Source organism: Haloterrigena sp. KLK7 (assembly GCF_037914945.1).
Taxonomy (GTDB): Archaea; Halobacteriota; Halobacteria; order Halobacteriales; family Natrialbaceae; genus Haloterrigena; species Haloterrigena salinisoli.
In genome coordinates, this window is the sequence record NZ_CP149787.1 from 3,739,983 (window position 1) to 3,764,685 (window position 24,703).

Annotated in this window: 28 protein-coding genes and 1 tRNA gene; 9 read left to right on the forward strand and 20 right to left on the reverse strand. The window is 66.0% G+C overall.

What is annotated here, in order from left to right; all coding sequences use genetic code 11:
• Positions 1 to 176: 176 nt before the first annotated feature.
• The 3 genes from WD430_RS18495 to WD430_RS18505 form a co-directional block, all read right to left on the reverse strand.
• A complete protein-coding gene (locus WD430_RS18495) occupies positions 177 to 1,268 on the reverse strand; it encodes an AI-2E family transporter (RefSeq protein WP_339103893.1) in 1,092 nt (363 codons plus the stop codon).
• Between the two features lie 103 nt (positions 1,269 to 1,371).
• Positions 1,372 to 2,283 (reverse strand): hypothetical protein, encoded by a 912-nt coding sequence (locus WD430_RS18500; RefSeq protein WP_339103894.1) that lies wholly within the window; start codon positions 2,281 to 2,283, stop codon positions 1,372 to 1,374.
• Between the two features lie 199 nt (positions 2,284 to 2,482).
• The gene (locus WD430_RS18505) at positions 2,483 to 3,559 is read right to left on the reverse strand and encodes a potassium channel family protein (protein ID WP_339103895.1); all 1,077 of its coding nucleotides are present in this window, start codon (positions 3,557 to 3,559) and stop codon (positions 2,483 to 2,485) included.
• A gap of 176 nt (positions 3,560 to 3,735) precedes the next feature.
• On the opposite strand from WD430_RS18505, the gene WD430_RS18510 reads away from it, so the two are divergent.
• Positions 3,736 to 4,524 carry a formate/nitrite transporter family protein gene (locus WD430_RS18510; protein ID WP_339103896.1) on the forward strand — a complete coding sequence of 263 codons (789 nt, stop codon included), beginning with the start codon at positions 3,736 to 3,738 and terminating at the stop codon, positions 4,522 to 4,524.
• 104 nt (positions 4,525 to 4,628) lie between these two features.
• Complete coding sequence (locus tag WD430_RS18515; RefSeq protein ID WP_339103897.1) at positions 4,629 to 5,564, forward strand: diacylglycerol kinase family protein; 936 nt, start codon at positions 4,629 to 4,631, stop codon at positions 5,562 to 5,564.
• 15 nt (positions 5,565 to 5,579) lie between these two features.
• Here WD430_RS18515 and WD430_RS18520 read toward each other — a convergent pair whose 3' ends face one another.
• From WD430_RS18520 to WD430_RS18530, 3 genes are all read right to left on the reverse strand, one after another.
• Positions 5,580 to 5,915: a hypothetical protein gene (locus WD430_RS18520; protein WP_339103898.1), complete on the reverse strand. Its 336-nt coding sequence runs from the start codon at positions 5,913 to 5,915 to the stop codon at positions 5,580 to 5,582.
• Positions 5,916 to 6,248: 333 nt separating this feature from the next.
• Positions 6,249 to 6,331 (reverse strand) — tRNA-Ser (locus WD430_RS18525).
• Positions 6,332 to 6,371: 40 nt separating this feature from the next.
• On the reverse strand, positions 6,372 to 7,151 hold the full coding sequence (locus WD430_RS18530) for a hypothetical protein (protein ID WP_339103899.1): 780 nt from the start codon (positions 7,149 to 7,151) through the stop codon (positions 6,372 to 6,374).
• A 111-nt stretch (positions 7,152 to 7,262) separates the two neighbouring features.
• Here WD430_RS18530 and WD430_RS18535 point away from each other — a divergent pair, with 111 nt between their 5' ends.
• On the forward strand, positions 7,263 to 7,499 hold the full coding sequence (locus WD430_RS18535) for a hypothetical protein (protein ID WP_339103900.1): 237 nt from the start codon (positions 7,263 to 7,265) through the stop codon (positions 7,497 to 7,499).
• 12 nt (positions 7,500 to 7,511) lie between these two features.
• On the opposite strand, the gene WD430_RS18540 is transcribed toward WD430_RS18535, so the two are convergent.
• The 6 genes from WD430_RS18540 to WD430_RS18565 form a co-directional block, all read right to left on the reverse strand.
• The gene (locus WD430_RS18540) at positions 7,512 to 8,135 is read right to left on the reverse strand and encodes a uracil-DNA glycosylase (RefSeq protein ID WP_339105839.1); all 624 of its coding nucleotides are present in this window, start codon (positions 8,133 to 8,135) and stop codon (positions 7,512 to 7,514) included.
• 160 nt (positions 8,136 to 8,295) lie between these two features.
• Positions 8,296 to 9,303 (reverse strand): helix-hairpin-helix domain-containing protein, encoded by a 1,008-nt coding sequence (locus WD430_RS18545; RefSeq protein ID WP_339103901.1) that lies wholly within the window; start codon positions 9,301 to 9,303, stop codon positions 8,296 to 8,298.
• 237 nt (positions 9,304 to 9,540) lie between these two features.
• Positions 9,541 to 9,813 carry a hypothetical protein gene (locus WD430_RS18550; protein ID WP_339103902.1) on the reverse strand — a complete coding sequence of 91 codons (273 nt, stop codon included), beginning with the start codon at positions 9,811 to 9,813 and terminating at the stop codon, positions 9,541 to 9,543.
• Positions 9,810 to 10,886: an Mrp/NBP35 family ATP-binding protein gene (locus WD430_RS18555; RefSeq protein WP_339103903.1), complete on the reverse strand. Its 1,077-nt coding sequence runs from the start codon at positions 10,884 to 10,886 to the stop codon at positions 9,810 to 9,812. The genes WD430_RS18550 and WD430_RS18555 overlap by 4 nt, the downstream gene beginning before the upstream one ends.
• A gap of 265 nt (positions 10,887 to 11,151) precedes the next feature.
• Positions 11,152 to 11,472 carry a quaternary ammonium compound efflux SMR transporter SugE gene (sugE, locus tag WD430_RS18560; protein WP_339103904.1) on the reverse strand — a complete coding sequence of 107 codons (321 nt, stop codon included), beginning with the start codon at positions 11,470 to 11,472 and terminating at the stop codon, positions 11,152 to 11,154.
• Between the two features lie 89 nt (positions 11,473 to 11,561).
• The gene (locus tag WD430_RS18565) at positions 11,562 to 11,885 is read right to left on the reverse strand and encodes a hypothetical protein (RefSeq protein ID WP_339103905.1); all 324 of its coding nucleotides are present in this window, start codon (positions 11,883 to 11,885) and stop codon (positions 11,562 to 11,564) included.
• 302 nt (positions 11,886 to 12,187) lie between these two features.
• On the opposite strand from WD430_RS18565, the gene WD430_RS18570 reads away from it, so the two are divergent.
• The gene (locus tag WD430_RS18570; RefSeq protein WP_339103906.1) at positions 12,188 to 12,520 is read left to right on the forward strand and encodes a DUF5783 family protein; all 333 of its coding nucleotides are present in this window, start codon (positions 12,188 to 12,190) and stop codon (positions 12,518 to 12,520) included.
• Positions 12,521 to 12,582: 62 nt separating this feature from the next.
• A complete protein-coding gene (locus WD430_RS18575) occupies positions 12,583 to 13,434 on the forward strand; it encodes a translation initiation factor eIF-2B (RefSeq protein ID WP_339103907.1) in 852 nt (283 codons plus the stop codon).
• A 36-nt stretch (positions 13,435 to 13,470) separates the two neighbouring features.
• Here WD430_RS18575 and WD430_RS18580 read toward each other — a convergent pair whose 3' ends face one another.
• Positions 13,471 to 14,193, reverse strand: a complete 723-nt coding sequence (locus WD430_RS18580) for a ThuA domain-containing protein (RefSeq protein ID WP_339103908.1) — start codon at positions 14,191 to 14,193, stop codon at positions 13,471 to 13,473.
• 279 nt (positions 14,194 to 14,472) lie between these two features.
• Between WD430_RS18580 and WD430_RS18585 the strand changes: the two genes are divergently transcribed.
• Entirely contained in the window at positions 14,473 to 15,597 is a 1,125-nt protein-coding gene (locus WD430_RS18585) for a Gfo/Idh/MocA family oxidoreductase (protein ID WP_339103909.1), read from the forward strand.
• 238 nt (positions 15,598 to 15,835) lie between these two features.
• Positions 15,836 to 16,279, forward strand: coding sequence for a hypothetical protein (locus WD430_RS18590; protein ID WP_339103910.1), 444 nt, complete (start codon positions 15,836 to 15,838; stop codon positions 16,277 to 16,279).
• Between the two features lie 207 nt (positions 16,280 to 16,486).
• On the opposite strand, the gene psmB is transcribed toward WD430_RS18590, so the two are convergent.
• Both psmB and WD430_RS18600 read right to left on the reverse strand, forming a co-directional pair.
• Positions 16,487 to 17,218 carry an archaeal proteasome endopeptidase complex subunit beta gene (gene psmB / locus WD430_RS18595; protein WP_339103911.1) on the reverse strand — a complete coding sequence of 244 codons (732 nt, stop codon included), beginning with the start codon at positions 17,216 to 17,218 and terminating at the stop codon, positions 16,487 to 16,489.
• Between the two features lie 133 nt (positions 17,219 to 17,351).
• Positions 17,352 to 17,528 (reverse strand): hypothetical protein, encoded by a 177-nt coding sequence (locus WD430_RS18600; protein ID WP_164722049.1) that lies wholly within the window; start codon positions 17,526 to 17,528, stop codon positions 17,352 to 17,354.
• A gap of 371 nt (positions 17,529 to 17,899) precedes the next feature.
• Here WD430_RS18600 and WD430_RS18605 point away from each other — a divergent pair, with 371 nt between their 5' ends.
• Positions 17,900 to 18,253, forward strand: a complete 354-nt coding sequence (locus WD430_RS18605) for a DUF555 domain-containing protein (protein WP_008896827.1) — start codon at positions 17,900 to 17,902, stop codon at positions 18,251 to 18,253.
• A 96-nt stretch (positions 18,254 to 18,349) separates the two neighbouring features.
• Entirely contained in the window at positions 18,350 to 18,889 is a 540-nt protein-coding gene (locus WD430_RS18610; protein WP_339103912.1) for a CBS domain-containing protein, read from the forward strand.
• 52 nt (positions 18,890 to 18,941) lie between these two features.
• On the opposite strand, the gene WD430_RS18615 is transcribed toward WD430_RS18610, so the two are convergent.
• Genes WD430_RS18615 through WD430_RS18635 form a run of 5 tightly spaced genes read right to left on the reverse strand, consistent with a single transcriptional unit; the run spans position 18,942 to position 23,674 of the window.
• Positions 18,942 to 19,640: an ABC transporter ATP-binding protein gene (locus tag WD430_RS18615; RefSeq protein ID WP_339103913.1), complete on the reverse strand. Its 699-nt coding sequence runs from the start codon at positions 19,638 to 19,640 to the stop codon at positions 18,942 to 18,944.
• Positions 19,640 to 20,419, reverse strand: a complete 780-nt coding sequence (locus WD430_RS18620) for an ABC transporter ATP-binding protein (protein WP_339103914.1) — start codon at positions 20,417 to 20,419, stop codon at positions 19,640 to 19,642. Before WD430_RS18620 ends, WD430_RS18615 begins: the two co-directional genes overlap by 1 nt.
• A complete protein-coding gene (locus tag WD430_RS18625; protein WP_339103915.1) occupies positions 20,419 to 21,525 on the reverse strand; it encodes an ABC transporter permease subunit in 1,107 nt (368 codons plus the stop codon). Before WD430_RS18625 ends, WD430_RS18620 begins: the two co-directional genes overlap by 1 nt.
• A complete protein-coding gene (urtB, locus tag WD430_RS18630) occupies positions 21,522 to 22,403 on the reverse strand; it encodes an urea ABC transporter, permease protein UrtB (protein WP_339103916.1) in 882 nt (293 codons plus the stop codon). Before urtB ends, WD430_RS18625 begins: the two co-directional genes overlap by 4 nt.
• 2 nt (positions 22,404 to 22,405) lie before the next feature.
• A complete protein-coding gene (locus tag WD430_RS18635; protein ID WP_339103917.1) occupies positions 22,406 to 23,674 on the reverse strand; it encodes an urea ABC transporter substrate-binding protein in 1,269 nt (422 codons plus the stop codon).
• Between the last annotated feature and the right edge of the window lie 1,029 nt (positions 23,675 to 24,703).

Here is a 24,703-nt window from a genome sequence, read left to right on the forward strand (position 1 = left end):
GCCCTATAGTTACGTGGGCGACAGATGCAACGAGGCGAATCCATCGGCCGACGAATCGCTCGAGGTCGGCGTCACCGTCGCGGGCGACGGAAGGGAGACGAGCGGGAGGGCCCGCACGGACGGACCGCCGTCCCGCTGGGGATGACGTCACCAGTTTCCGGTGACGGTGCCGCCGGTCACTCGGCGAGGACCGCGCTCGCGAGGTCGGGAAATATTCGATCGGCGAAGTGGACCGCCAGCACCACGACGATCGGGCCGAGGAAGAGCCCGTACCAACCGAACGCGAGCGTCCCGAGGAAGTAACCCAGCAGGACCAGTCCCATGTGGACGCCGCTGCGCGCCGAGAGCAGCGACCGCGCGAAGAAGTCGGGGATCGTGTCCACGACGGTAAACGAGAGGACGAAGAACGCGATCGGCTGCCACAGCGGCGTCGCCGTCGCGAGCGCGAGACCGAGGAGGTACAGGCCGTACGGGACGTAGACGATCTTCATGCCGACCGCGGGAATCAGCGTCCCGATGCCGATCAGGACGGCGAGCAACACCGGCGTGGCGACGACCGGCCCACCCGAGGCGACCAGGTTCAGACCCAGAAAGGTGACGGCGGCGATAGCGGCTGCCACGCCGACGATCGCGAGGTTACTGACGAAGATCGTCTCGAGGTCGTCGTCGACCCCGTCGAGAAACGAGACGACCTGCTCGTCGCCGTCGACGCTTCGGACGAACCACCGTCGGAGCGTCCCGTCGTCGCGCAGCAGGTAAAAGAGGAACGTGAGCATGAGGAAGAACCGCGCGAGCACCGAGAAGACGAACCCCGCGACCGTCGAGAGCCGCCCGAGGAGCCCGGGAAGGCCGCCGCGGAGTATCGAGGTGATCGATCGGCCCGGAGCGGAGGTGAGCCGTCGCCGGAGTCGGTCCAGGTTCCGCTCTCGAGCGATCGAGAGGTACGGCTGGAGAGCCGACCGATAGGCCTCGAGGTCGCTCGCGGCGAGGAACTGATCGAGTTCCCGCAGGGCCACGACTCCCGCGTAGCCGACGACGGCGAACATGGGGACGACGACGGCCAGGATCGTGACCGTCGCCGTCACGTTCGGATGGTCGAGGCGGCGATCGAGCAGGCGGTAGAGCGGCCGCGTGGCGTAGTAGAGAAAGATCGCGAACAGGAGCGTTCCGACGTAGGCGTAGAGGGCGACGCCGATCGCGAGGGCGATGACCAGACCGAGACTCGCCCAGACGACGCGGCGGCCGTCCCACCCGCGGAACGCGCACATAGTTCCTCCTCATCGGCGCGTGTCAAAAACGGTGGGCGCGCGACTGCACGCGGTCTCGGGCGCACCCGCCGCGGGCGTGACCGCGAGTCGGTCGGCCCTCGACTCACGCGGCGAGCAACAGGAGGGAGTAGCCCGCCGCACCGACGACGAACGATCCGAACCGGCTCCGCCGCTCCGACGGGAGCTCTTCCTTGATCACGTTGAGGACGATGCCGCCGCCGAGGAAGGCCAACAGGAGCGCGAGGACGAACTCGCTGACGGGCGTCGCGTAGCCGACGGTGACGCCGAGGAGCACCGCCGCCGCGAGCAGCCACCGGCCGTACCGGTGGTAGATCCGGCCGTGGTGTTCGCGGAGCCCGAAGTCGTTCACGACGAAGTGCAGCGCCATCGCGACGACGAAGAACGCCAGGCTCGTGACGCCGGGCTCCTCGCGATGGACGAGGAGATAGCCGACGAGGGCGTTGTAGGCGGCGAACGATCCCGCGTGGACCCAGAAGACGCCGTCCGGCGTCCGCTCGGGCTCGCCGCCGTCGGTGTCCGTTTCAGCCACGTTTCCGCCGTCGGTGTCCGTTTCAGCCACGGTTCCGCCATTGGCTTCCGTTCCAGCCACGTCTCCGCCGTCGGCCTCCGTTCCGATCATGGCGAAGCGCTCGAGGCCGTAGAAGGCGACGAACCCCGCGAGCGTCACGAGGTAGATGTGGCGGTCGACGGTAGCGAGGACGGTCCCGCTCTCGTCGATCGCCGCCGCGGCGGCCCCGACCTCGGGCAGGAGGTGGACGAAGACGTACGCGACCGAGACGCCCCCGGCCATCGACAGCCACCGACTGCGCGGGATCGCCTCGAGGAATCGGAGCCGACCGGCGAACACGTGGACCAGCGCGAGTCCGATCGCGAACGCCGCGGTGAGCGCATCGACGAGGCCGAACGCGGTACTCGAGATCGAGCGAGCGACGATCGGCGGTCCGCAGACGCCGATCGCCGACGGCGGGACCGCGGTCGCGAACCACAGTTCCATACGGACCGTTCGGCCGGGACCGCCTTCGGTTCGCTGCAAGCGAATCGCTCGAGCGGCGAAGCGAGCGTTTTTCGCCGCTCGAACGGTCACGCGTGCCGACAGATACCGCGATCGACGCCCATATCCTTCTACCAGGTTCGACGGGTTCGGAGCGCTAGCCGGTCGCGTTCGGAGACCAGTCGGAGTCAGCGGTCGACGCTCAGTCGTCGCTCCCCGACGGCCACTCGCGACCGCTCGCCTCGATGACGGCGCGCAGCTGCCGGCGGCGCTCGTCGAGGTCCGCGAGCGCGTCGGCGAACTCCGCGTCGGAGACCGTGGGAACGCCCGCCTCGCGGAGGTGATCGAGATCCGGTGCCGGTGGCACCTGGTCGGCCGGCTCGATCGTGTCGGTGTACGCGTTGAGGTAGCTCTCGGCGTTCGAGCGCGCACTCGCGATGAGCGCGTCGTTAGGTCGGTGTTCCTCGGGAACCCCGAACCGCAGGAGCGTCAGCGCCTCGTCGAAGACGACGACCGCTCTGGCCGAGGAGTCGAGCAGTTCGTCGCTGTGGTAGTAGTGGAGGATCGGATGGATCTTGTGCTGGGCCCCGAGGTCACTGAGCTCGGCCGAGAGCGTGTCGAGGAGGTGGTCGAACTGGTCGAAGTCCTCGCCGTTCCAGCCGGTCGTGACGAACGTCTCGCCCCGTTTACCGATCCCCAGGACGCTGTTCGCGTACGATCGACGGCCGGTGACGCCGTCGAGCACCGAGATCACGTACGACACGCCCAGCGTGACGAACAACATCCCGCTGGCCGTCGTCAGAGCGGCGGCGACTTGCCACAGGCTGGAGCCGGGGTAGAAGTCCCCGTTCCCCATCGTGAACATGGTCTGTGCGACGAAGTAGAACCGCCCGATCCACGTGACGGGTCCCGTCGGGCGGGAGTGAACGAGAGCGTCCTCGCTGCCGGCGAAGACGAGCGTCCAGCCGAGCCAGATGAGTCCGACCCACACGAGGAGGTTCAACGCGAGGATGAGCGGCCCGCCGATCGAAAGTCCCTGGTCGCGCTCGTCGCCGAGAGTGCGGAGCCGGTGCCACGCGCTGATCATTAACCGCGACGAGAGCGGTCCCGCACCCTTGTCGTCCCAGAGGATCGTCCAGAACAGGTCGACGATCGCGACGGAGAGACAGCCGATTCCGACCGCGAGAGACAGGAGCCGTACCGGCCCGGTCGATGAGAGGCTCTCGACGGCACCGGCGGTGACGTTGAGAAGGCCGAACCTGACCATCTCGATACACATACGAGAGTGGCTCGGAAAACGCTGCGGTATGAAAACCGAAACGCGCCCCGAAGGCGTCTGGAACGCGGACCGGCGGCTTCCATCGTCACGACGTCCAGACTGACTCGGTATCTGAGAGATCTCCGAAAGCGCAGGCACACCCTATTTCACCTGTCAAGTAGGACGATTGTCAGCCCATGTCCGTCGCTCCCGATCCCCCCGAAATCTTCGACCGCGCGGCCGAAGAGGGGGAACGACGCCTCGATCAGTCGTGGCTCGAGTTGATTTCGACCAGTTTCATCGCCGGGTTCACGATCGTCTTCGGCCTCGCGGCGCTCGGCATCGTCCACGCGGTCCTCGAGCCGCGGATCGGTGACGCCGCCAAACTCCCGGGATCGCTCGCGTTCGGCTTCGGCCTCGTAATGCTGGTCGTCGGTCGGTCGGAACTGTTCAACGAGAACTTCTTCGATCCGGTCGCGACGGCGATCGAACGAGACGACTCGTGGCTGATCGGCCCGCTGCTCCGCCTGTGGTCCGTCACGTTCGCGTTCAACCTCGTCGGCGGTGCCCTCATGGTGCTCGTGCTGTCGGTTCCCGGCGCGCTCCCTGATGGAACGGACCATGCGCTGGTGACGGTCGCCGAGGAGATCGTCCATCGGGAGCCGACGGGGGTATTCGCGGACGCTATCGCGGGCGGTGCGCTCGTAGCGTTGCTCTCCCACCTCCTCGAGGCCGTCGATGGCGTCGGCGGTCGGATCGCCATGGCGTACATCGTCGGCATCCTGCTAGCGCTCGGCCCCTTCGATCACGTCATCGTTACCGTTCTCCACGTCTTCTTCGGGATGGCGTTCGGTGCCGATATCAGCGTCGGTGCGCTGGGGACGACGACCGCCGTCGTGACGGCCGGGAACGTCGTCGGCGGACTCGGCCTGGTCACGTTCAGTCACATCGCGCAGGTCGAAGGAGCGCGCTCGTCCGGCGACTGACCGCCGGTGACCGACGCGGCGACGTTCGTCGACCGGATCGAACCGTCGCCGCCCGGCCGAGTCCGGCCGAGCGTACTTGAGCGTCGATCCCGTTCGATACCGGCGTGACCAATCGTGGCGGGGCTCCGACGGACGGAGCGGCCGAACGCACGCGTCGTCTCGTTCTCAACCCGACGAGCGGTGAGGCCGATCACGCGGAGCGAGTGCGACGACTCGCCGCCGAGCACGGCTTTTCGGTCGTCGAGACCGAGCGGGCCGGCCACGGAGCCGAGCTCGCGGCGACAGCGGCGGCCGACGGCGTCGACCTCCTCGCGGCCTGTGGCGGTGACGGGACCGTCCACGAGGTCGTCCAGGGACTCGTCGCGGCCGACGCGCTCGAGGACGTGACCCTCTCGGTGATCCCGGCGGGCACGGCCAACATCTACGCGTCGGGGCTGGGAATCGAAAGCGTCGACGACGGCTTCGCGGCGGCCCGACGGGGCGCCACGAGGCGGCTGGATCTGGGCGTTGCCGACGGCGAACCGTTCGTGCTGTCGGCGATCGCGGGGCTGCTGGCGTCGGCGAGCACGGCCACTTCCGCGCAGCTCAAAGAGCGGATCGGCACCCTCGCGTTCGTGGTCGAGGGCATCCGGACCGCGCGGGAGTTCGACGGCCTCGAGGTCGCGGTCGACGCCGTCGCCGGCGACGAGGAGTACGTCTGGGAGGGGGAGGCGCTCTGCCTGCTCGTCGGCGCCCTTCGAGGGTTCACCGGCCCGGACGAGCCGTCGAACGCCGAAACCGGACGGCTCGAGGTGACGGTCGTCGACCGGCTACCGCCGACGGACGCGATCGCCGAAGCCGTCGAACAGCGACTCTTCGATCGAGAGACGCCCCACGTCACGACGATCGAGGCGTCCGAACTCGAGATCGTCGCCCTCGAGGACGACCCGGTTCGGTTCAGTCTGGACGGGGAGCGCCGGGAGTACGACCGCGTCGAGATCGGCGTTCGACCGCGGGCGCTCCGCGTCTGCGTGGGCGAGGCGTACGCCTCGAGCCCGTGACCGGTCCGAACGGCGTCACGTCCCCCATTGGCTCCACGCGAACACCGCGACGAGGAGCGCCCCGAGCGCGATGAACACGATCCAGTTGCCGAAGGGGCCCGGCACCTCGACGAGTCCCGACGCCTGCAGCAATCCGAACCCGAGCAGAAGGACTCCCAGAATCGAAATGACGCCGATGGCCACCATCTCCTTGGCCATCCAGTAGCTCTCTTGGGCCTCTTGCTCCTCGTCCCGAGTCGGTTCGTCGATCGCTTCCCCGTCGGGTTCGTTCCCGAGGAGTCTGGCGTCCTCGTTGATCTCTTCTTGGTCAGTTCCGGGCGTGTCCGGTCCGGAGTCGTCGGCGTCGCTCATTGAGGACCGTTCACATCGAACACTGGTGTGCGTTCCACCTGCGAGTACAGGCGACGAACCGACGCCAGTCGGATCCGAGTCTGATTCGTCTTCCGGCGCGTCGGTCACTCGAGGCGCACCTCGCTTCGCTCACGGCTTCGCCGTTCGCTATTCCGTGGTGCTACGCGCCACGCTTCGCTCGTCGTATGATACTCGCGAGAAGACGGTGGGGATGGGATTCGAACCACGGTCGTTCCGCTCACTCCGTTCGCTTCACTCCCTGATTCGAATCCCACCGTGTCGTTTCCGCTCGAGAGACTCCTCACTACGTTCGTCGTATTCTCTCGCGGAAAACGGTGGGGATGGGATTCGAACCCATGAGGCTAGAAGCCACCTGCTCTCAAGGCAGGCGCGTTGGGCCGCTTCGCTACCCCACCGCATCGCCACCTTCTCCGTACGTTCAAAAAGTACTATCGGTTACGATCGCTCGAGCGAGCCGTCGTCTCCGATCGCCAGTCCCAGTTCGTCGACGACCGCGGCCGTCGCCTCGCTGCCCGGTTGGTCCGCGAGGCGTCGCGCCTCGAGCAGCGCGATCGTCGAGCGCAGGCCCGCGGGCGTTCCGACGGTCGGGAGCATGGGAGCGAACCCGACGCCGAGGTCCGCGTCCGTCGCTCGAGCGGCCAGCGTGCTCACCTCGGGCGTCGCGTACGCGTCGGTGAAGTCGATCGCCTCCCGGAAGCCGGTGAGGTAGGTCCGACCCTCGGCGGACGGGCCGAGGACGACCTCGTGGCGCCGGACCGACATCGCCGCGCCGTCGATCTCGGTGCGCCGAACCAGCGGGACCGTCGGCTCGAGGACGCCGACGCTGTCGGCCCCCTCGCGCTCGAGGAGGTGGGTGACGGTGTTGCCGATTCGCGCGGCGCGACTCGAGCCGACCTGTCGTTCGAATCGGACGCCCTCGTCGCGGTCGCCGTCGCCGGCGATGGCGTCCTCCCCGAGCGCGTCGATGACGAGCGCGCGGACCTCGGCTTCGGGGTCAGTGTCGGTATCGTCGGTGACGAACTCGTCGGGAAGCGTCTCCGCGTCGCGGTAGTTGACCAGCAGGTCGCCGCCGCTCTCGGCGACGGCCCAGCAGACGTCGGCGACGGCGGCCTCGTAGAGCGCGACGGCGTCGGCGGCCGACAGCGGCGTTTCGTCGACGAGCGACGACAGGACGAGTCCCTCCCGGGGCGGATCGACCGGAACGACGACGATCATACGTGGCTCTCCGCGGACGCGACCCTTGAACGCGGCGCTTTCGGCGGCATCGCCGACGCCGTTCGCACCGCCGGCGGACGAATTATAGTGGTGGACCGACAGCTATCGGCCATGGAAGAGCAAACGCTCCCGCGATCGATTCCCGGGTCGGTCGGCTTACTCGGCGTCCTGACGGTCGTCCTGCTGGCGGCGCTCGGCGCCTGGAGTTTCGTCGACAGCAATCTGATCGGGTCCGGCGACTACCTCGCACCGATTCTCGGAATGCTCGCCGTCGTGGTCGTCGCGGTCGGCGCGCTGGCCGTTCTCGGTGCGCGATCCCGCGAGTGGCTCGCCAACCCCTACTGGTGACCCGTCGGTCGCTTACCGCTCGCGTCGCCCCTTCGTCTGCCGGTAGTCCGACGCCATCAGGTCGACGAACTCCTCGAGCCACGCCTGCGTTTGCGCGTCGGACTGCTCGCGGGGGTCGACCATCGGAACGAGTTCGAACCCGCGACCGCGGATCCGCCGCGCGTGATCGTCGGGCAGCGCGAGGTCGTCGGCCGGCGTCGTCGTGTACTCCACGCCGAGCTCCCGCAGGGGTCGCTCGCCGACGGGAACGAGGATCTCGGGGTTGATCATCCGGATCTCGGCGTTGAGGTAGGGATCGCAGTTGGCGATCTCCTCGTCGGTCGGTCGCCGATCGGGGTCGCGACAGCGCGTGAGGTTCGTCAGGTAGACGTTCTCGAGGACCGGCTCGTCCGCCGGCGACGTCGCGTCGCAGAGCCCGAGGCGCTCGAGCATCCGACGGAGCGTCGTTTCGGACTCGGTGCCGTCGGCCGCGGTCCCGTCTTCCGTCTCCGCGGCGAAGGGGACGCCGATCGCGTCCGCGCTCGCGGTCGGGCGCTCGCCGACGAACAGGAAGTCCGCGTCGACGTCGCCGTAGCCGTGGACGACCTGCGTGCGCGTCTCACAGAGCGCCGGACAGTTCCGACACTCCTCGTCCATGCCGAACGGGTTCGCTCGAGACTGTTGATTCGCGTCCACACTCGAGTCTCGAGGGAGGAACCTAAAAACGACGCGGCTGCTGCGGTCCGCCGTCGACGAACGTCGCCGGAAAAACGAGACCGGTCGCGGCGGCGATTCCGGCGCGCTCGGCTGCGGTCGACTACGCCTGGGACTGGGCGGCCTGAATCCAGTCGGCCGCGCGGGCTTGCGAGATCTCCGCGGCCTCTGCGACGGTGGTCGCTTCCGTTCTGGCGAGGTCGGCGATGGTCTCGATGCCCGCCTCGGCGAGACGGTCGGCGTAGGTCTGGCCGACGCCCTCGAGAGACTGCAGGTTCTGTTCCTCAGCGTTGTCGCCCCGTTCGGTCGCGGTTTCGATCGCGTCCGTCGTCTCGACCGCGAGGTCCTCGGTCGCTTCGGCGGCCTCACCGACCAGGTCCTGTGCGCTCTGCTGGCTCGTCCGGGCGACCGACTCGGTGGACTCCTGGGCCGTCTGTGCGACCGCTTCGGTCGACTGCTGGACGGTGTCGGCGACGTCTTCGGTCTGCTGCTGGACCGTCTCGGCGGCCTCCTCGGCGCGGCGGACGCCCTCGATCGTCTGCTCTTCGGTCTCCTGCTGGGCCTCGAGCATCGACTGCGTCGAGTCGGCGAGCACCTGCTGTTGCTGCTCGCTCAGTTCGCCGACCGCCTCGAGGAAGCCGTCCTCGAACTCCTCCCAGGCCTCGTCCTGGGTGCGCTCGAACTCGTCGAATCCGTCGTTGACGGCCGAACGAACGTTGAACTCGTCGCCGTCCATGACGGACTCGAGGGCGTCGAACTGCGCGTGAAGCATCCGCTGGACGAGGTCGGCGTGCTGCTCGAACCCCTCGTTGAACGCCTGCTTGGTCTGTGCCGTCCCCTCTTCGAACCCGTCGTCGACGGTCGATCGGACGTCGTACGCGTCCTCGTCGACGGCGTCCTCGAGGGCCTCGAGCTGAGCGTCGAGGAACCGGCGGGCGAGTTCGGTGCTCTGCCGCTGGGCGCTTCGCTGTGCCGCGAGGCCGTTGCGCAGGAACGACTCCATCGCGTTCTCCTGGAACTCGATTCCCTGCTCGAACAGCTGTTGGCTCTGTCTGATCGACTGGCGCTGCAGTTCGAACGTGGCTTCGATCGGTGTGGTGGCGTCGGTCATCGCTATCTCTATCGACAACGGCCAACGGGATAAGTGACACCCCTAAATGGTTTTAGACGACATCTGATACCACAGAATGGCACAACGTATCGCCACAGCTACAGCTAGCGGTTTTCCGTGGGGGTGTCAACGATAGTATGGGAAGCCCGATATCTGCGAGTAGGACAGGCGTCTCCGAATCATCGCTCACGCGTGACGAACCCGGCGACCGTTCGAGTACTGCGCCTCGGCGGCCGTTCAGCGACCGAGACCGCCGCGCTCGGTGACCTCGAGGATGAACTTGACGTTGCGAACGATTTCCTCCGGAGTGGTCTCCTCGTCGGGATCGTAGAGGTCGCTGGTCCGGTAGAGGATGTTGGCGAGCTGTTTGCTCTCGCTGGTCTCGCCCCGGACGTCGTCGGCCACGTCGCGCAGCGCCGCGACCCGTTCGGGATCGGGTTCGAACTCGGGGTCGTCTGCGGCGTCCGCGTCCGATCCGTCCGTCGAGTCGGCGTTGCCGTCCGCCGTCATCGATCGGTCGATGCTGCCTCGTTCCGTCTGGTCTGTGAGACGCCGCGCCGGTGGACGATCCCGGTGTTGTTCGCGACGTTCTCGGTGATCGTCCGGAAGGCGTCGCCCGTGGCGCTCTCGTCCTCGAGGACGGTCGGTTTCCCGCCGTCGCCGCCCTCGCGGACGGCCGGATCGAGCGGAATCGAGCCCAGGAACGGCATCTCGTGTTCGTCGGCGAACTCTCGGCCGCCGCCGGAGCCGAAGATGTCGTGTTCGCCGCCGCAGTCGGGACAGGAGAACGTCGACATGTTCTCGGCGATACCGAGCACGACGGTGTCGTGTTTGGCGAACATCTCGAGGCCCTTGCGGGCGTCGTCCAGCGCGACGTCCTGGGGCGTCGTGACGATCACCGCGCCGGTGACGGGCATCGTCTGGAGCATCGTCAGCTGGGTGTCGCCGGTCCCCGGCGGGAGGTCGATGACGAGGTAATCGAGGTGCCCCCACTCGACGTCCTCCGTCAACTGGGTGATGACCTTGTGGACCATCGGTCCGCGCCAGATGACGGGGTCGTCCTCGCCGGTGAGGAAGGCCATGCTCATCAGCTTCACGCCGTACTTCTCCGGCGGCACGAGCGTCTCGTCCTCGGTGGCCATCGGCGGCTCGTCGGCGTCGACCATCCGCGGCACGTTCGGCCCGTAGACGTCGGCGTCGAACAACCCGACAGAGGCGCCCAGTCTCGAGAGACCGGCCGCGAGGTTGACGGCGACCGTCGACTTGCCGACGCCGCCCTTCCCGGAGGCGACGGCGATGACGTTCTTGACGCCCGGCAGCACCTGGTCCTCGTTGGCGACGTCGTCGCGGTCGGGAACGCTCGCCGAGAGGTCCGGCTCGAGCCCCTCCTCGACGAGCAGTTCGCGCACCTCGCCGGCGATATCGGTCTCGGTGGGGGAGTAGGGCGCCCCCAGCGCGAGATCGATAGCGACCTGCTCGCCGTCGACACTGATGTCGTTGACGAGTCCGAGCGAGACGATATCGTCGCCGAGTTCCGGATCCTCGACCGTCCGGAGGCGGTCGCGAACGGCAGCTTCGTCCATGTCACTAGCTACTTCCGGGCGTCGAAAAGGGTTGTGTTCCCACCTTTTTTCTTCGGGTTCTCCCTCTCGAGGCTCGGTCGAACCGCTCGAACAAATCTGTCTGGCGAGAGCGAAGCTCTCGCTGACCGTTGCTCACTTCGTTCGCAAAGAGACCAAAAAAGCCGCTCGCTCACTTCGTTCGCTCGCGGGTGCAACACTTGCGATTTCACGCATCATCGCCTCCTTACGCATCGAAATTGAATCACGGCCCGCCGTCGGTCGACCGTCAGTGGCCGCCGGTGAGATGGAGCCCGACGATTCCGACGACGATCACGCTGAGGAACACGAGTCGAGCCGACGACGCGGGTTCGTCGAAGAGGGCGATTCCGAGCGTCGCGGTTCCGACGGCGCCGATTCCCGTCCAGACCGCGTACGCGGTTCCCACCGGGAGATCCCGGACCGCCACTGCCAACAGCCCCATGCTGATGACGAGGGAGACGACGGTAGCGAGCGTCGGGAGCGGTCTCGAGAGCCCGTCGGAGTACTCGAGTCCGATCGCCCAGCCGACTTCGAACAGTCCCGCGAGTACCAGCAGATACCACGACATACTCGGTACGGGATCCGAACCGCGGGTATAGGCACCTGTCGTTTTCACTGCGGTCTGGACTGGTCCGCAGGTCGATCAGCGAGCCCGCATCAGGCGTTGAAATCGAACCGCGGCCCGCCGTAGGTCGGCGGATCCGGCTCGAGTTCGACCCCCCGCTCGTACCGGACGAAGTTCAGGTAAAAGGGACGGCCACAGCCCTCGACCGGCTCGCCCTCGAGGTCGGTGACGGGACCGTCCTCGCCGCAGAGAAATTCGATCCCGTCGGCCGACTCGCGGTCCGGATCGTCCGGGTCGGCGTACTCCCACCCCGGCTGGGGGCTCTTCGTGACCGACCGGTCCGCCAGGTCCGGCGGCCGCTCGAGGCTGACGACGGCGTTGCAGTGGGGACAGGTGTAGCGAACGGTGACGGTCATCGAGGGACGATAGGAGACTCGAGGACGTAAGTCTGCGGTCACAGACGACCCGTTCTCCGTTGCGGTGGCGCGCGCCGAGCCGCGAGGAGCGGACAGCGACTCGCGGCCCAACTCGCGTGAGGGATGAGTGAGCGAGTGTACGAGCGAGCGAATCGGCTGGGGAGGGCGTGGAAATCCCCGTTGCCACGATAGGAGAGGCGACTCGAGGACGGCGGAGCCGACTCGAGTCGTCGAACGTCGTTTGATACGCGTCTGTAGATCGGTCCCGAACCGTTTACCCATCCACAGGCCCAGAATCGCCCATGGCCGAGACCGAGTTCGATCCCGAGAAGTTCGAGGACAAGTACGTCCACTACTTCGAAGAGCTGCAGGAGGCCTACTCGAACGCCTACAACCAGCTCCACGGCCGGTACGACTCCGCGATCCTCAAGGCGATCGACCGGAACGTCCTGAGCGAGAGCGAACCGTTCTACGAAGGCGATGGAGAATTCCGCGTCGACCTCCCCGAGGAACGAGTCGAGGAGGTCCGCGCCGCCGTCGGTGACCCCGACCAGTTCGATACCGTCCTCGAGGAACTCGTCGACCGGATCGAAACCGAACTACGGCGCATCTTCGGGTTCGAATCGGCCGACTGAGCCCGAACGCGTTCGCTACCGACACCCGAACACCTTTCTCCCTGACGGGAATTCGTGCAGGTATGATCGACGAGACGGTCGAGGAGATTCAGGAGATGCAGACCCACAGCTCCTCGGTGGTGGCCGTCCGCGCCACGCGCGCCCTCGAGGAGTTGCTCGAGCGGGAGTTCGCCACCGTCGACGAGTACACGCGCGCCCTCGAGCGCAACGGCTCGGTGCTCCGGCGGGCGAACCCCTCCCACGCCTCGCTGCAGAACGCGGTCCGTGAGGTCGTCGACGACGTCACCGACGCCGATCCGGAGAGCGTCGAGGCGGCGAAAGAGTACACCCGGGACAAGATCGACGCGGTCGTCTCGCGGGTCGAGTCGGGGAAGGACCTCGCGGCGGAGAACGCCGCCGACCTCCTCGAGGACGGCGCGACGCTGCTGACCCACGATTACTCGTCGACGGTGCTGGAGGCCCTCGAGCGGGCGACCGACGCGGGAAAGAGCTTCGAGGTCTACGTCACCGAAGCCCGGCCCCGATACATCGGCCGCAAGACGGCGCGGGCGCTGTCGGACCTCGATGGCGTCGAGACGACGCTGATCACCGACAGCGCCCACGGGGTCTACCTCGAGGACTGTGACCGCGTCGTCGTCGGCATGGACTGCATCGTCGAGGACACGCTGTACAACCGCGTCGGCACGTTCCCGATCGCGTCGACGGCCGCACGGCTGGACGTCCCCGTCACCGTCCTCGGCTCGGCGTCGAAGATCGTCAGCGAGGGGTTCGTCTTCGAAAACGAGTTCCGGCCGGGCAGCGAGGTGATGCCGGAACCCGCGGAGGGCTTCGCCGTCGAAAACCCCAATTACGACGCGACGCCGATCGAACTGCTCGAGAGCGTCGTCACCGACGAGGGACGACAGACGTTCTAGCCCAGTGGCGGCCGCTTGAACGGGATTCGCCCGAATTCACTCGCGTTCGCCGAACGTCCGCGGCGCGCCCTCCGTCGGCGTCGCCCAGTCGACGGCGTTGCGCAGCACTCGCCGCACGTCCTCGTTCTCGTAGATCGGGTACTCCTCGTGGCCCGGCCGAAAGTAGAAGATCCGGCCGCTGCCCCGCCGGTAGCAACAGCCGCTGCGGAACACCTCGCCGCCCTCGAACCAGCTGGTGAACACCAGCCGGTCGGGCTCGGGAACGTCGAACGGCTCGCCGTACATCTCCGTCCGCGGGAGTTCGATCGATTCGTCCAGCCCGTCGGCGATCGGGTGTCCGGGGTCGACGACCCAGAGCCGTTCCGTCGCGCCGTCCTCGCGGTACTGCAGGCTACAGGTCGTGCCCATGAGGCGCTTGAAGACCTTCGAGTAGTGGCCCGAGTGGAGGACGATCAGGCCCATCCCCTCGAGGACGCGCTGCTGAACGCGGTCGACGACGTCCGCCGAGACCTCGTCGTGGGCCTCGTGGCCCCACCACAGCAGGACGTCGGTCTCCTCGAGGACTGCCGCGGGAAGGCCGTGTTCCGGCTCGTCTAACGTCGCGGTACGGATCTCGTGAGCGGGCGTCTCGTCCCGGTCGGCGCCGCCGGCGTCCAGCGCCTCGGCGAGCGTCGCGTGGATCCCGTCCGGATAGACGGCCGCGACGTCGTCGTCTTCGCGCTCGTGACGGAACTCGTTCCAGATCGTAACGTCGGCCATCGAGCGGCCATCGTCGCGGACGCCCTTAGCTGGGGCGATACCGAGCGACGACACTCTGGTTTACGTATGAATTACACCGATCCCGTCCCGTCGATACGGACAGTAATTGTGTAATTCTGGGTGAAAGACAGCCCGATTGTACAGATTAATCGGTCACAACCCTTATTTCGATCGCCGACCGCTTCTCTCTATGGACTGGGACCGCACACAAACGTCATCGAAATCGCCCGTTTCGGCTATCGTCTCCTCCCGAAGTATTCCGCAATCGGAGGTTTCGCGATGATCGGCGACGGCCTCGGTATCGGGATCGTCGGCCTGGGCGGCATGGGCCACCTCCACGCGCGCAGCGTCTCCGACCTCGGCGCCGACGTCGTCGCCGGCACCGACCTCGTCGAGGCGCAGCGACGACGGTTCGCCGACGAGTTCGGCGCGCGAACCTACGAGACCCACGAGGAGATGGTCGTCGAAGACGACGTCGACGCCGTTATCGTGACGACGCCCAACCGGTTCCACGAACCGATCGCCGTCGACGCCCTCGAGGCCGGCTGTCACGTGTTAGTCGAGAAGCCGCTGGCCCACACCTTAGAGAGCGCCGAGCGGATCGCCCGCACCGCCGCGCGCGCGGACGGAATCTGCATGGTCGGCTTCCACAACCGCCACGCCGCCTCGATGGCCATGTTCGACGAACAGCACGCTCGCGGCCGGTTCGGCGACCTCACCCACGTCGAGGCCAACTACGTCCGCCGGCGGGGCGTCCCCGGCCCCGGCTCGTGGTTCACCGACCCCGAACTCGCCGGCGGCGGCGCCCTGCTCGACATCGGCGTCCACGCGCTCGATCTCGCCCTCTACACGCTCGACTTCCCGGAGATCACGGAGGTCTCCGGCGTCGCCCGGACGACGTTCGGCACCGACGCGGAGTACGCCGACCCCGACGGGTTCGGCGACAACTGGGACGCCGAGGCCGAGACCTACGAGGTCGACGACTCCGTCAGCGCGTTCGTCCGCACGGCCGAAGGCCAGACGATCTCGCTGGAGGCCGCGTGGGCGACCAATCGCGAGGAGAGCATGGACTTCCGCGTGCGCGGCACCGAGGCCGGCGCGCAGTTCGACATCGGTGACACCAGTCTCGACATCCTCGAGGCGGGCACCGCGGGCGTCGATCACTACGCCGACGTGACGATGACCGGCGACGAGTCGGTGACCGGCTACACCCAGCAGGACGCGCAGTTCCTCGAGGCGATCGCCCTGGGCGCGACGCCCGAGACGAACACGGTCGAGGAGGCCCTGACCGTCCAGCGCGTCATCGACGCGATCTACCGCTCGAGCGAGACGGGACGTGCGACCGAACTCGCCGAACCGGCGGTCTCGGAGTTCCAGCTCGAGCAGGCGACGCGACTCGAGTAGCTGCGTTCTTCTCTCTTCTCCGACGTGTTTCGAACCGACTACTGGCGTTTCTATCGGGCTCTATAAGAATCGGCAGACCTCTTCGTCTAAGACTGTCTGCGAAGAGATACTTGATCAGTCCGTTTTCATGGCAACGACGGAGACGCGACTGTGAGTTTTCCAGTCGCGTCTCCGTATTATAAAATAATAGGAAGTAGATAGAAAAATATAATTCGTTCCAGTTGGTTGGTTTCACTGCATGCAGCGGCGAGCACTACTCAAAACGGCCGGCGCGTCACTCGTCGCCGGAGCAGCGATTACCGGAACGACGGCGGCTAGCGACGACGATCCGCAAACAGTCTCCTTCGAGTACATCAGTGCCGAAGACGCGGGCGTGGGCCCGGACGAGTATCGCGTCGAATCGGCCGGCGACCACATCGTCGTAATCACAGGATCTGTAGAGGTACCGTCAGTAAATTGTCACAGACCCGAAGTCGCCGGTGTCGAGTCGACCGCAGACGAGGATGTCGTGCAGCTGAAACTAGTTAGTCCCAATACTGTCTGTTTACCGGCTTTTAGCACCGTCGGGTTCCGCATCGAACTCGAGCACGTCGACGATCCCCGTGATGTCGGTCTCGAGGTCGTTAATACGGACGAGGCGCCCGGTAACTACTCCAAAACGCTCACGCGCGTCGACGAGTGAGGGCGGCTTGCGGCGACGATCGCGTTCGAATCGAACTCGAGTACGAGGCAGACGACCGGTCGGAAACCGGGTCGTCTCAACGGCGATTCGCCGTCAGACTCTCGAGTTCCGACGGTGAATCGAGATGGCGATCTCTCGTGTCTCGGAAGAGGACCTGGCGGCCGCTGACCGTGTCTGATCGAACAGCGAGAAAAGCGGCGAGCCGACTTACAGCACTTCGTCGAAGTCGTGGTGGCCGTGGATGTCGACGCCCTCGTCGGTGATCTCACAGAGGAAGACGCCGTTACCGGAGCCGGTGTCGCGCTCGACGGCGGACTTGATGCCGTGGGCCGCGACCGAGACGGCCTCCTCGTTGGACATGTCCTCCTCGTAGGCCTGCTCGAGGTGACCGTAGGCGAGTTGCATCCCGGAGCCGGTGACGGTGTAGTCGTCCTCCATGACGCCGCCGGCGGGGTCGATGCTGTAGACGTGGCTGCCCTCCTCGTCGACGCCGCCCAGAATCGGGTGGATGGCGAAGAACGGGCCGCCGCGGGCGAAGTTGCCCGCCAGCGTCGCGAGCGCGTCGATGCTCATCTCTTCGCCGCGTCGGGACTCGTAGAGGTTGACCTCGGCGCGGAGACTCGAGATGAACGACTGAGCGCCGCCGACCGAGCCGACGAGCGTTAACGCGGCGGTCGGGTGGATCTGCTCGACCTTCTGGACGTTCTTGTTCGAGACGAACCGGCCGCCGAGGCTGGCGCGCATGTCCGTCGCGATGACGACGCCGTCGGCCGTCGAGATGCCGATGGTCGTCGTCCCGGTCTTGTTGACGTTCTCGAGGTCGGCCCGCGTCAGGTCGTTCTGGGGCATCGACCCGATTTCGGGCTCGTAGGGGTTCGGATCGTCGGCCAACTGGTCGACGGTACGGGAGAAGTCCGAATTATGCTGAGGTGCTCGCATTGACGAAACGTTACGGCCGGCACGGTATAAAACACCGGCGGTCACCTCGGGGGTTTCCGCTTTCCGGACCGGCGGCTCTCGAGGCGAGCGTCGACAGAAACGGCGGTTTCGGCGTCGGTCCGGACGGATTCGTTTACTCCTCGTGTTGCTTGGCCTCGAGGGCGTCCTCGACGTTCGCGAGGACGCGGTGGATCGGTAGCGTGACGCCGGCCTGGCGGGCGGCGATCGCGAGGGGCATCGCGACGATGCCGGTCAGGATGCACAGTTGGTACAGGGCGAACAGGGTCGCGTGGTACACGCGGGATATCATCGACGTTCAGCCATGGCCAGACGATGGGCATATATAAACTTTCTCGTAATTCGTTGACTATAACGATCGATAGGTAGGATCTAGGTCGACGCAGTCGTGCGATTCAACTGTAGTTGTATTACGAACCACTCGAGGCGCACTCGGATCGATGTACGACTATCCAGACGGCAATTGACCCGCTCAATTCTCGTAACTTATGGGAACGATTCGGCTCACGTGCGCACCCGGTGCGCGCCGGTCGCGTCGCAGTTGAGACGCGCCGACCGCGGATCTCGTCGCGAGTCCGATCGAGAACGATGCGGGCTCGAGAACGCGGTCGTTTGCCGGCGACGAACCGCAAGACAGGAAACCCCCCGGAACGACCACGAGGTATGGGCAATTATCTCGTCGCGATGGAAGCCGCATGGCTCGTTCGTGACGTCGAGGAGATCGACGACGCGATTGGCGTCGCCGTCAGCGAAGCCGGGAAACGACTGAACAGCGAGGACATGGACTACGTCGAGGTCGAGGTCGGCGCGACGGGCTGTCCCGCCTGCGGCGAACCCTTCGACTCGGCCTTCATCGCGGCCGACACCGCGCTCGTGGGGCTGGCCCTCGAGATGGAAGTGTACAACGCCGACAGCGAGGAACACGCCTCCCGAATCGCCAAGAGCGAGGTCGGCGGCGCGCTGCGGGACGTTCCCCTCTCGGTCGTCGACATCATCGAGACGGAAGAAGAGGACTGATCTCGCGTCGATCGCCGACCGACGGCGTCGACCGACCGTCGCGGACGGTGTCAGCCGACCCAAAGTATTTTTGATAACCCGCAGTTATTGATCCGTATGGAACTACCGACGCCCGCGGATCTGCGCCAGCGCCGTACCGAACTCGGGCTGACCCAGAGCGAACTCGCGGAGACGGCCGACGTCTCACAGCCCCTGATCGCCCGGATCGAGGGCGGGGACGTCGACCCGCGGCTCTCGACGCTGCGGCGCATCGTCAACGCCCTCGAGAAGGCCGAGAGCGACGTCGTCCGCGCCGAGGACCTGATGAACGAGGCCGTCGTCAACGTTTCTCCCGACGACGCCGTCAAAGAGGCCGCTCGGAAAATGGAGGAGGAAGCCTACTCCCAGCTCGCCGTCATTCAGGACGGCATTCCGGTGGGCTCGATCAGCCAGAGCGACCTCGTCCACCTCGATTCGGAGGCCCGCGACGAACCCGTCGAGGAGCACATGAGCGAGAGCTTTCCGACGGTGTCGAAGGACGCGACGTTAGACGAGATCAGCAACCTGCTCGAGCACTACAAGGCCGTGATGATCACCGAGGCCGGCGAGACGGTCGGGATCATCACCGAAGCGGACATCGCCTCGCGGTTCTCCTAGTCGGTCGGTCCTCGAATCGGCGGCTCCCCTCGTCGGTCCTCGAGCCCGCAGATCACACCGCCAGATACTCCGTCACCGCGTCCCGCGACTGGAGGCGGTCGCGACCGAGCTCGTCGACGATCTCCCCCTTGTCGATGGCGTAGCAGCGTTCCGCGAGGTTCTGGACGACGTGGAGGTTCTGTTCGACGAAGCAGATCGTCGTCCCGAGTTCCTCGTTGACGCTCCGCAGGTCTCGCGTGATGTCCTGGACGATCGAGGGCTGGACGCCCTCAGAGGGTTCGTCCAGCAGCAGGAGGTCGGGGTTGCCGATCAGCGCGCGACCGATAGCGAGCATCTGCTGTTGGCCGCCGCTCATCGTCCCCGCCTCCTGACCGCGCCGTTCCTCGAGGATCGGGAAGTAATCGTAGACGGCCTCGTACTGCAACCGGTCGTCGCCCGCGTTGATCGTCTCGCCCATCCGCAGGTTCTCCTCGACGGTCAACTCGGGGAAGACGTCCCGGCCCTGCGGAATGTAGCCCATCCCGCGACGGGCGCGGACGTCGGCCGGTTCGTCGGTGACGTCCTCGCCGTCGAACTCGATCCGGCCCTCGTCGGCCTCGAGCAGACCCATGACGGCCTTGATTAGCGTCGTCTTGCCGACGCCGTTTTTCCCCATGATACCGACGATCTCTCCCTCGTCGACGCTGACGTCGACGCCGCGGAGGATCGGTGTCTTGCCGTATGACGCGGATAGATTGGTGATATCGAGCATTAGTCGTCCTCTCCGAGGTAGATCCGCTTGACTTCGGGATCGCTCGTGACCGCCTCGATGGAGCCCTCCCTGAAGATCGAGCCCTGATCGAGGACGGTGACGCGATCCGCGATCGATTCGACGAAGTCGATGTCGTGTTCGATGACGATCAACGCGACGCCGTCGTCGTCCGAAATCTCCCGCAGGAGGTCGGCGATCTCCGCGGTCTCCTCGACCGAGAGCCCGGCGACGGGTTCGTCCAGCAACATCAGTTTCGGCTCGAGCGCCATCGCCATCCCGATCTCGAGTCGCTGCTGTTGGCCGTGCGAGAGGTCGGACGCGACGGTCCCGCGCTCGGCGAGCAGATCGAACCGGTCGAGGATCTCGGTCGTTCGTTCCTCGAACTCGTCGCTGTCGGCGACCTGCTGGAGCGGAATCCGCAGGTTCCCCGCGACGGTCAGCCCCTCGTAGATGCTCGGAACCTGGAACTTCATGCTGATGCCGCGGTTGACCCGCTCGTGGGACGGCAGCTCGGTGATCTCGTGGCCGTCGTAGTAGATCTCCCCGGCGGTGGGCTCGAGCTGGCCCGTCAACAGGTTGAGGAAGGTGCTCTTCCCCGCGCCGTTGGGACCGATGAGACAGCGCAGTTCCCCCTCCTCTACGGCGAAGTCGACGTCGTCGGTCGCGGTGAGCCCGCCGAACTCCTTGCGCAGGTCCCGCATCTGCAGGATCCGCGAGGAACCCTCACCGGTCTCGTCGACGGCCTGCGTCGTCATGACGGTCGGGTCGCTAGCGCCCATCAGTCGCTCACCTCCTCGGTCCCGGCCGGGGTATCCGCCGGCGTCGGCTCGGACGAGCGGTAGTCGACGATCGCGTCGCGGAGCCGCGGCGCGACCCCCTCGGGCATCACGAGGACGACGAACACCAGCAGCGAGCCGATGATCACCAGTGCCCACTCACTGCCCGACAATGCGAGCTGGTAGTCGACGAACTGGATCGCGAGCGCGGCGCCGACGGTGCCGATCAGCGAGGTCCGACCGCCGACGCTGGCCCAGACGACCGGCAGGGCGGCGGCGGTGATGCCGAACACGCTCGGATCGATGTAGTTGTTCTGCGTCGTGAACAGGACGCCGCTGAGGCCGGCGATCGCGCCGCCGAGCGTGAAGACGGCGAACTTGATGAACGTCGTGTTATAGCCGAACATCTCGGTCCGGCTCTCGTCCTCGCGAGTCGCGACCATCGCGTACCCGAACTGGCTGTTGACCAGCGCGCGCAGTCCGAGGTAGGTCGCCACGAGCGCGCCCAGCGTCACGTAGTAGTGGGCGACGATCCCGACCTCGAAACCGGTCGAGCCGATCCCGACGGCGAGGTCGGGGACGCCGCTCATGCCGTTGAAGCCGCCGAGGCGGGCGTCGCCGATCGCCCACTCGCCGCCGGCGGTCTGGCCCATGAACGTGTAGAGGACCAGGGCGACGACCAGCGTCATGATCGTCACGTAGACGTCCCGGACGCCGCCGTAGAACATGAAGTAGCCCAGCGCGGCGGCGAAGGCCGTCGAGGCGGCGACGCCCGCCAGCAGGCCAAGCGTCGCGCCGGCCGGCGTCGGCACGTTGATCGCGACGACGCCGAACGCGTAGCCGGCGACGCCGAAGAAGGCCACCTGCCCGAAGCTGAGGATGCCGCAGTAGCCCCAGATGAACGCGAGGCTCACCCCGAGCAGGGCGTAGGCGAGGAACACGGCGCCGATCTCGGCGGCGTAGTAGCCGAAGAGGACCGGCAGCGCCGCGAGGACGGCCACGGCGACGGCGAAGCCGAGCCAGAACCCCGGCGTGTTGCCCATCGTGTTCGGCCCCTCGAACGGCCGACGGAGCCCGGCCAGGGGTCCGTCGCTCGAGTCGACGCTCATTCGCTCTCACCTCCTCGCTCGCGGAGGTCCTCGAGCAGGCCGGTGATCCCGTCGGGCAAGAGGCGGATGGCGACGATGGCGGCGACCAGCATCGCGACCTGTCCCATGAAGGTCCCGGCGAGGTTCGTGACCGCGGCGTTGACCGCACCGAGGAAGCCACTGGCCAGCACCGTGCCGACGAGGACCGAGGCGCCGCCGACGACGACGGCGACGAACGACTCGACGAGGAAGCTGGTCCCGTACTCGGGCGTGACGGTCATCACGGGCGCGTACAGCGCGCCGGCCAGGCCGGCCAGCCCGGAGCCGATGGCGAACGTCGCCATGTACATCCGGTCGGTGTCGACGCCCATGCTGCGGGCGGTCTCCTCGTCTTGCATCGTCGCGCGTGCGCGGACGCCGAAGTCCGTCCACATGAACAGCGCGTACAGCCCGGCGAGCACGCCGACCGCGACGACCGCGAGTACGAGGTAGTAGACGGGGCCGTCGACGACCGGGAGCTGCCCGAACGGGATGCCAACGCCGGGCGCGGTGTTGCCGAAGGCGATCCGGGTGAGCTGAATCATCACGAGGCTGATCCCCCACGTGACGACCATCGAATCGAGCAGTCGGCCGTAGAGCCGACGGATGATCAACCGCTCGAGGACGAGCCCGAAGATGGCCGTCACGACGACGCCGACGGCCATCGCGACCGCCAGCGGCAGTCCCGCGGCGACGGCGAAGGCGGTCGCGTAGGCGCCGACGAGGATGAACTCGCCGTGGGCGAGGTTGATGATCCCCATCATGCCGAAGATCACCGCCAATCCCACCGTCGCGAGGACGATGAAGGCGAAGATCTCGACGAACTCGAAGCCGAGGTTCAGGAGTTCCGGTGCCGCCATGGTCAGACCTCCTCGTAGTATTCGGCCGGTTCGTACTGGGTCTGTTCGGCTTCGCTCGTGAGATCACAGCCGACGTCGTGCAGGAACGACGGTTCGATCGTCCGCTCGTCATCGAACGTGATCTCGTGGTTCTCATCGGCGTGTGCGACTCGCATGTTGTGTTCGACGTGGTGGGTCGCCGGATCGAGCGTCACGTCGCCCTCCGGCGCTTCGACTTCGATTCCGCTCTCGAGTTCCTCGATCACTGCCTCCTGATCGAACGTCCCCGCGCGTTCGACCGCCTCCTTGTACAGGTAGACCGAGAAGTAGTTGTTCTGGGCCTCCTGGTTGATGTACTCGGCGTCGTCCCAGCGGTCGTAGTAGCGCTCGACGAACGCCTCGTTGCGCTCGGTCGGCAGCTCCTCCATGTAGCTGACGCCGGCGTAGACGTCCTTCAGCGCGGGCGGATCGATCCGCAGGTGTTCGCGCTCCTGGGCCATGTTCGTCGACGTGCCGATCGGGATGTTCGTGAGCCCGCTGGCCAGCCGCTGCTCGTAGAACGAGGAGTGGTCCTGGCCGACGAGCATCGACATCACGAAGTCGGGGTCGGCCGCCTGAATGTCGTTGATCGTCGAGCCGAACTGCGACTCGTCCAGCGGAATGTACTCCTCGCCGACGACCTCGGCGCCGTGTTCCTCGGCGATGATCTTCACCCAGTCGCCCGACAGCTGCCCGAAGTTGTAGTCGGCGGCGATCGTGTAGATCTCGTCGCCGTACTCCTCGATCATGTAGGGGACGACCGCACCGAGCTGCTGGCGGGCCGTCGCGCCCAGCGGGAAGACGGTCTTATCGCAGACACCGCCCTCGTACTGGGTCGTATAGAAGTACAGCTGTTCGTGTTCGTTGACGATCGGCCGGATCGCCTCTCGGGTCGCGCTCGAGTAGCCGGCCCACATGACGTCGACGTCCTCCCGGTAGATCGCGTACCGGGTGAGGTCCTGATAGCGCATGTTGTCCGACTGCGGGTCGGGGGCGAAGACGTCGACCTCCTCCCCGAGGATTCCGCCGTCGCGGTTGATCTCCTCGATGGCCAGTTTCGTCGTGCGGTACTTGGCCGTCCCCGTCAGCGCGAACGTTCCGGAGCGATCCTCGAGGATGCCGACCGTCGGGCCGCTCGAGTCGTCGCCGAGGCCGACGACGCCGCCCTCCGCGACGCAGCCGGCGAGTCCGGCGAGGACGCTCGCGGAGCCCCCGGCGAGGACGTCGCGTCGGGAGCACCGACGGCCGGTCACGCGCGATCACCGGCGCCGGTCGCACCCGTCGGATCAGTCGGCGCGCTCATCTCAGTTGTCCCCCGTCGACCGTCGGTGGCATTCCTTCTCCCTTCCCGAACATATCTCGACTGATAGGCCACGATTGTCCGATCATATCACTGAATGCTTGAAAATAGACCAGGTATAAAAGGGTTATCTCAAGGGTGTACAATCGCTATGGTGGTATTTGGAACTGGCTAAACGTCCGCAATGGGACAGTATCCCCTAGTATTCCAGACGAATATCCGGTTCGGTCCGAATATAGCTGCAAACGTTCGGCGAATAGGCTGGATATCGCCGTCGCGACCCGATCGTCCCTATCTCGACGATCGTCAAATTATACTCGATCGACCGTAGGAAGCCGCTAGCGTCCGTAATTCGACGAAAATCCGATAGGACCGGTACTTTTCACTGACTAGTAGTATTCCGCCTAACTGTCGGTACGCTCCCGCTCCTCGGCTTCTACGACCTGATTTATCGAACGTTCACGTTCGAGAGGAGATCGAACGAACGGGTCCGACTCGAGATTCGGTTGACGAACCGAAGTCGATAGCGATCGTATTCGATGAATGGTCAGTAGATTCGATCCACGGCGCCGTGTCGTCCATCTGTGATCGACGAGACCGTTCTAGGACGATGGTGTTGTACCGGGGCTCCAGTCACCGTATTATTCTGTCGGGTTGTCAAATTCGCCGAATCCGGGCGAACGTCGCCGCGTGAGCCGGTTCGATCGGCCGTTCGGGACTCGAGGGCGGTGATCCGCACCGATAGCGACCGCACCCCGATATCGCAGGCGGCGGAACGGATCGCGCGCGGTAGCCGGCGCTGACGGCGGGAGTCGGGCCGGTCGGCGAACGAAGTGGCAAACGAACGCCCAATCCTAATATATCCTTTATGAGTGAATATTTGGGGAAAGGAGGAGTTAGCCTATCGTGGTAGAATATCGGAATCAGATGGGCAAGTATTGTTGTTCCCGAAGCTATTTACGTCGTTCGTCCGCCTATCTCG

Coding starts and splice junctions, on each gene's coding strand:
- WD430_RS18510 (WP_339103896.1), top strand. CDS start 3,736: ATGTCCGTCGCTCCCGATCCCCCCGAAATCTTCGACCGCGCGGCCGAA.
- WD430_RS18530 (WP_339103899.1), bottom strand. CDS start 7,151: ATGATCGTCGTCGTTCCGGTCGATCCGCCCCGGGAGGGACTCGTCCTG.
- WD430_RS18495 (WP_339103893.1), bottom strand. CDS start 1,268: ATGTGCGCGTTCCGCGGGTGGGACGGCCGCCGCGTCGTCTGGGCGAGT.
- WD430_RS18520 (WP_339103898.1), bottom strand. CDS start 5,915: ATGAGCGACGCCGACGACTCCGGACCGGACACGCCCGGAACTGACCAA.
- WD430_RS18615 (WP_339103913.1), bottom strand. CDS start 19,640: ATGCTCGATATCACCAATCTATCCGCGTCATACGGCAAGACACCGATC.
- psmB (WP_339103911.1), bottom strand. CDS start 17,218: ATGCGAGCACCTCAGCATAATTCGGACTTCTCCCGTACCGTCGACCAG.
- WD430_RS18545 (WP_339103901.1), bottom strand. CDS start 9,303: ATGACCGACGCCACCACACCGATCGAAGCCACGTTCGAACTGCAGCGC.
- WD430_RS18580 (WP_339103908.1), bottom strand. CDS start 14,193: ATGGCCGACGTTACGATCTGGAACGAGTTCCGTCACGAGCGCGAAGAC.
- WD430_RS18575 (WP_339103907.1), top strand. CDS start 12,583: ATGATCGACGAGACGGTCGAGGAGATTCAGGAGATGCAGACCCACAGC.
- WD430_RS18585 (WP_339103909.1), top strand. CDS start 14,473: ATGATCGGCGACGGCCTCGGTATCGGGATCGTCGGCCTGGGCGGCATG.
- sugE (WP_339103904.1), bottom strand. CDS start 11,472: ATGTCGTGGTATCTGCTGGTACTCGCGGGACTGTTCGAAGTCGGCTGG.
- WD430_RS18590 (WP_339103910.1), top strand. CDS start 15,836: ATGCAGCGGCGAGCACTACTCAAAACGGCCGGCGCGTCACTCGTCGCC.
- WD430_RS18625 (WP_339103915.1), bottom strand. CDS start 21,525: ATGAGCGTCGACTCGAGCGACGGACCCCTGGCCGGGCTCCGTCGGCCG.
- WD430_RS18555 (WP_339103903.1), bottom strand. CDS start 10,886: ATGGACGAAGCTGCCGTTCGCGACCGCCTCCGGACGGTCGAGGATCCG.
- urtB (WP_339103916.1), bottom strand. CDS start 22,403: ATGGCGGCACCGGAACTCCTGAACCTCGGCTTCGAGTTCGTCGAGATC.
- WD430_RS18620 (WP_339103914.1), bottom strand. CDS start 20,419: ATGGGCGCTAGCGACCCGACCGTCATGACGACGCAGGCCGTCGACGAG.
- WD430_RS18535 (WP_339103900.1), top strand. CDS start 7,263: ATGGAAGAGCAAACGCTCCCGCGATCGATTCCCGGGTCGGTCGGCTTA.
- WD430_RS18550 (WP_339103902.1), bottom strand. CDS start 9,813: ATGACGGCGGACGGCAACGCCGACTCGACGGACGGATCGGACGCGGAC.
- WD430_RS18600 (WP_164722049.1), bottom strand. CDS start 17,528: ATGATATCCCGCGTGTACCACGCGACCCTGTTCGCCCTGTACCAACTG.
- WD430_RS18605 (WP_008896827.1), top strand. CDS start 17,900: ATGGGCAATTATCTCGTCGCGATGGAAGCCGCATGGCTCGTTCGTGAC.
- WD430_RS18500 (WP_339103894.1), bottom strand. CDS start 2,283: ATGGAACTGTGGTTCGCGACCGCGGTCCCGCCGTCGGCGATCGGCGTC.
- WD430_RS18610 (WP_339103912.1), top strand. CDS start 18,350: ATGGAACTACCGACGCCCGCGGATCTGCGCCAGCGCCGTACCGAACTC.
- WD430_RS18505 (WP_339103895.1), bottom strand. CDS start 3,559: ATGTGTATCGAGATGGTCAGGTTCGGCCTTCTCAACGTCACCGCCGGT.
- WD430_RS18540 (WP_339105839.1), bottom strand. CDS start 8,135: ATGGACGAGGAGTGTCGGAACTGTCCGGCGCTCTGTGAGACGCGCACG.
- WD430_RS18570 (WP_339103906.1), top strand. CDS start 12,188: ATGGCCGAGACCGAGTTCGATCCCGAGAAGTTCGAGGACAAGTACGTC.
- WD430_RS18565 (WP_339103905.1), bottom strand. CDS start 11,885: ATGACCGTCACCGTTCGCTACACCTGTCCCCACTGCAACGCCGTCGTC.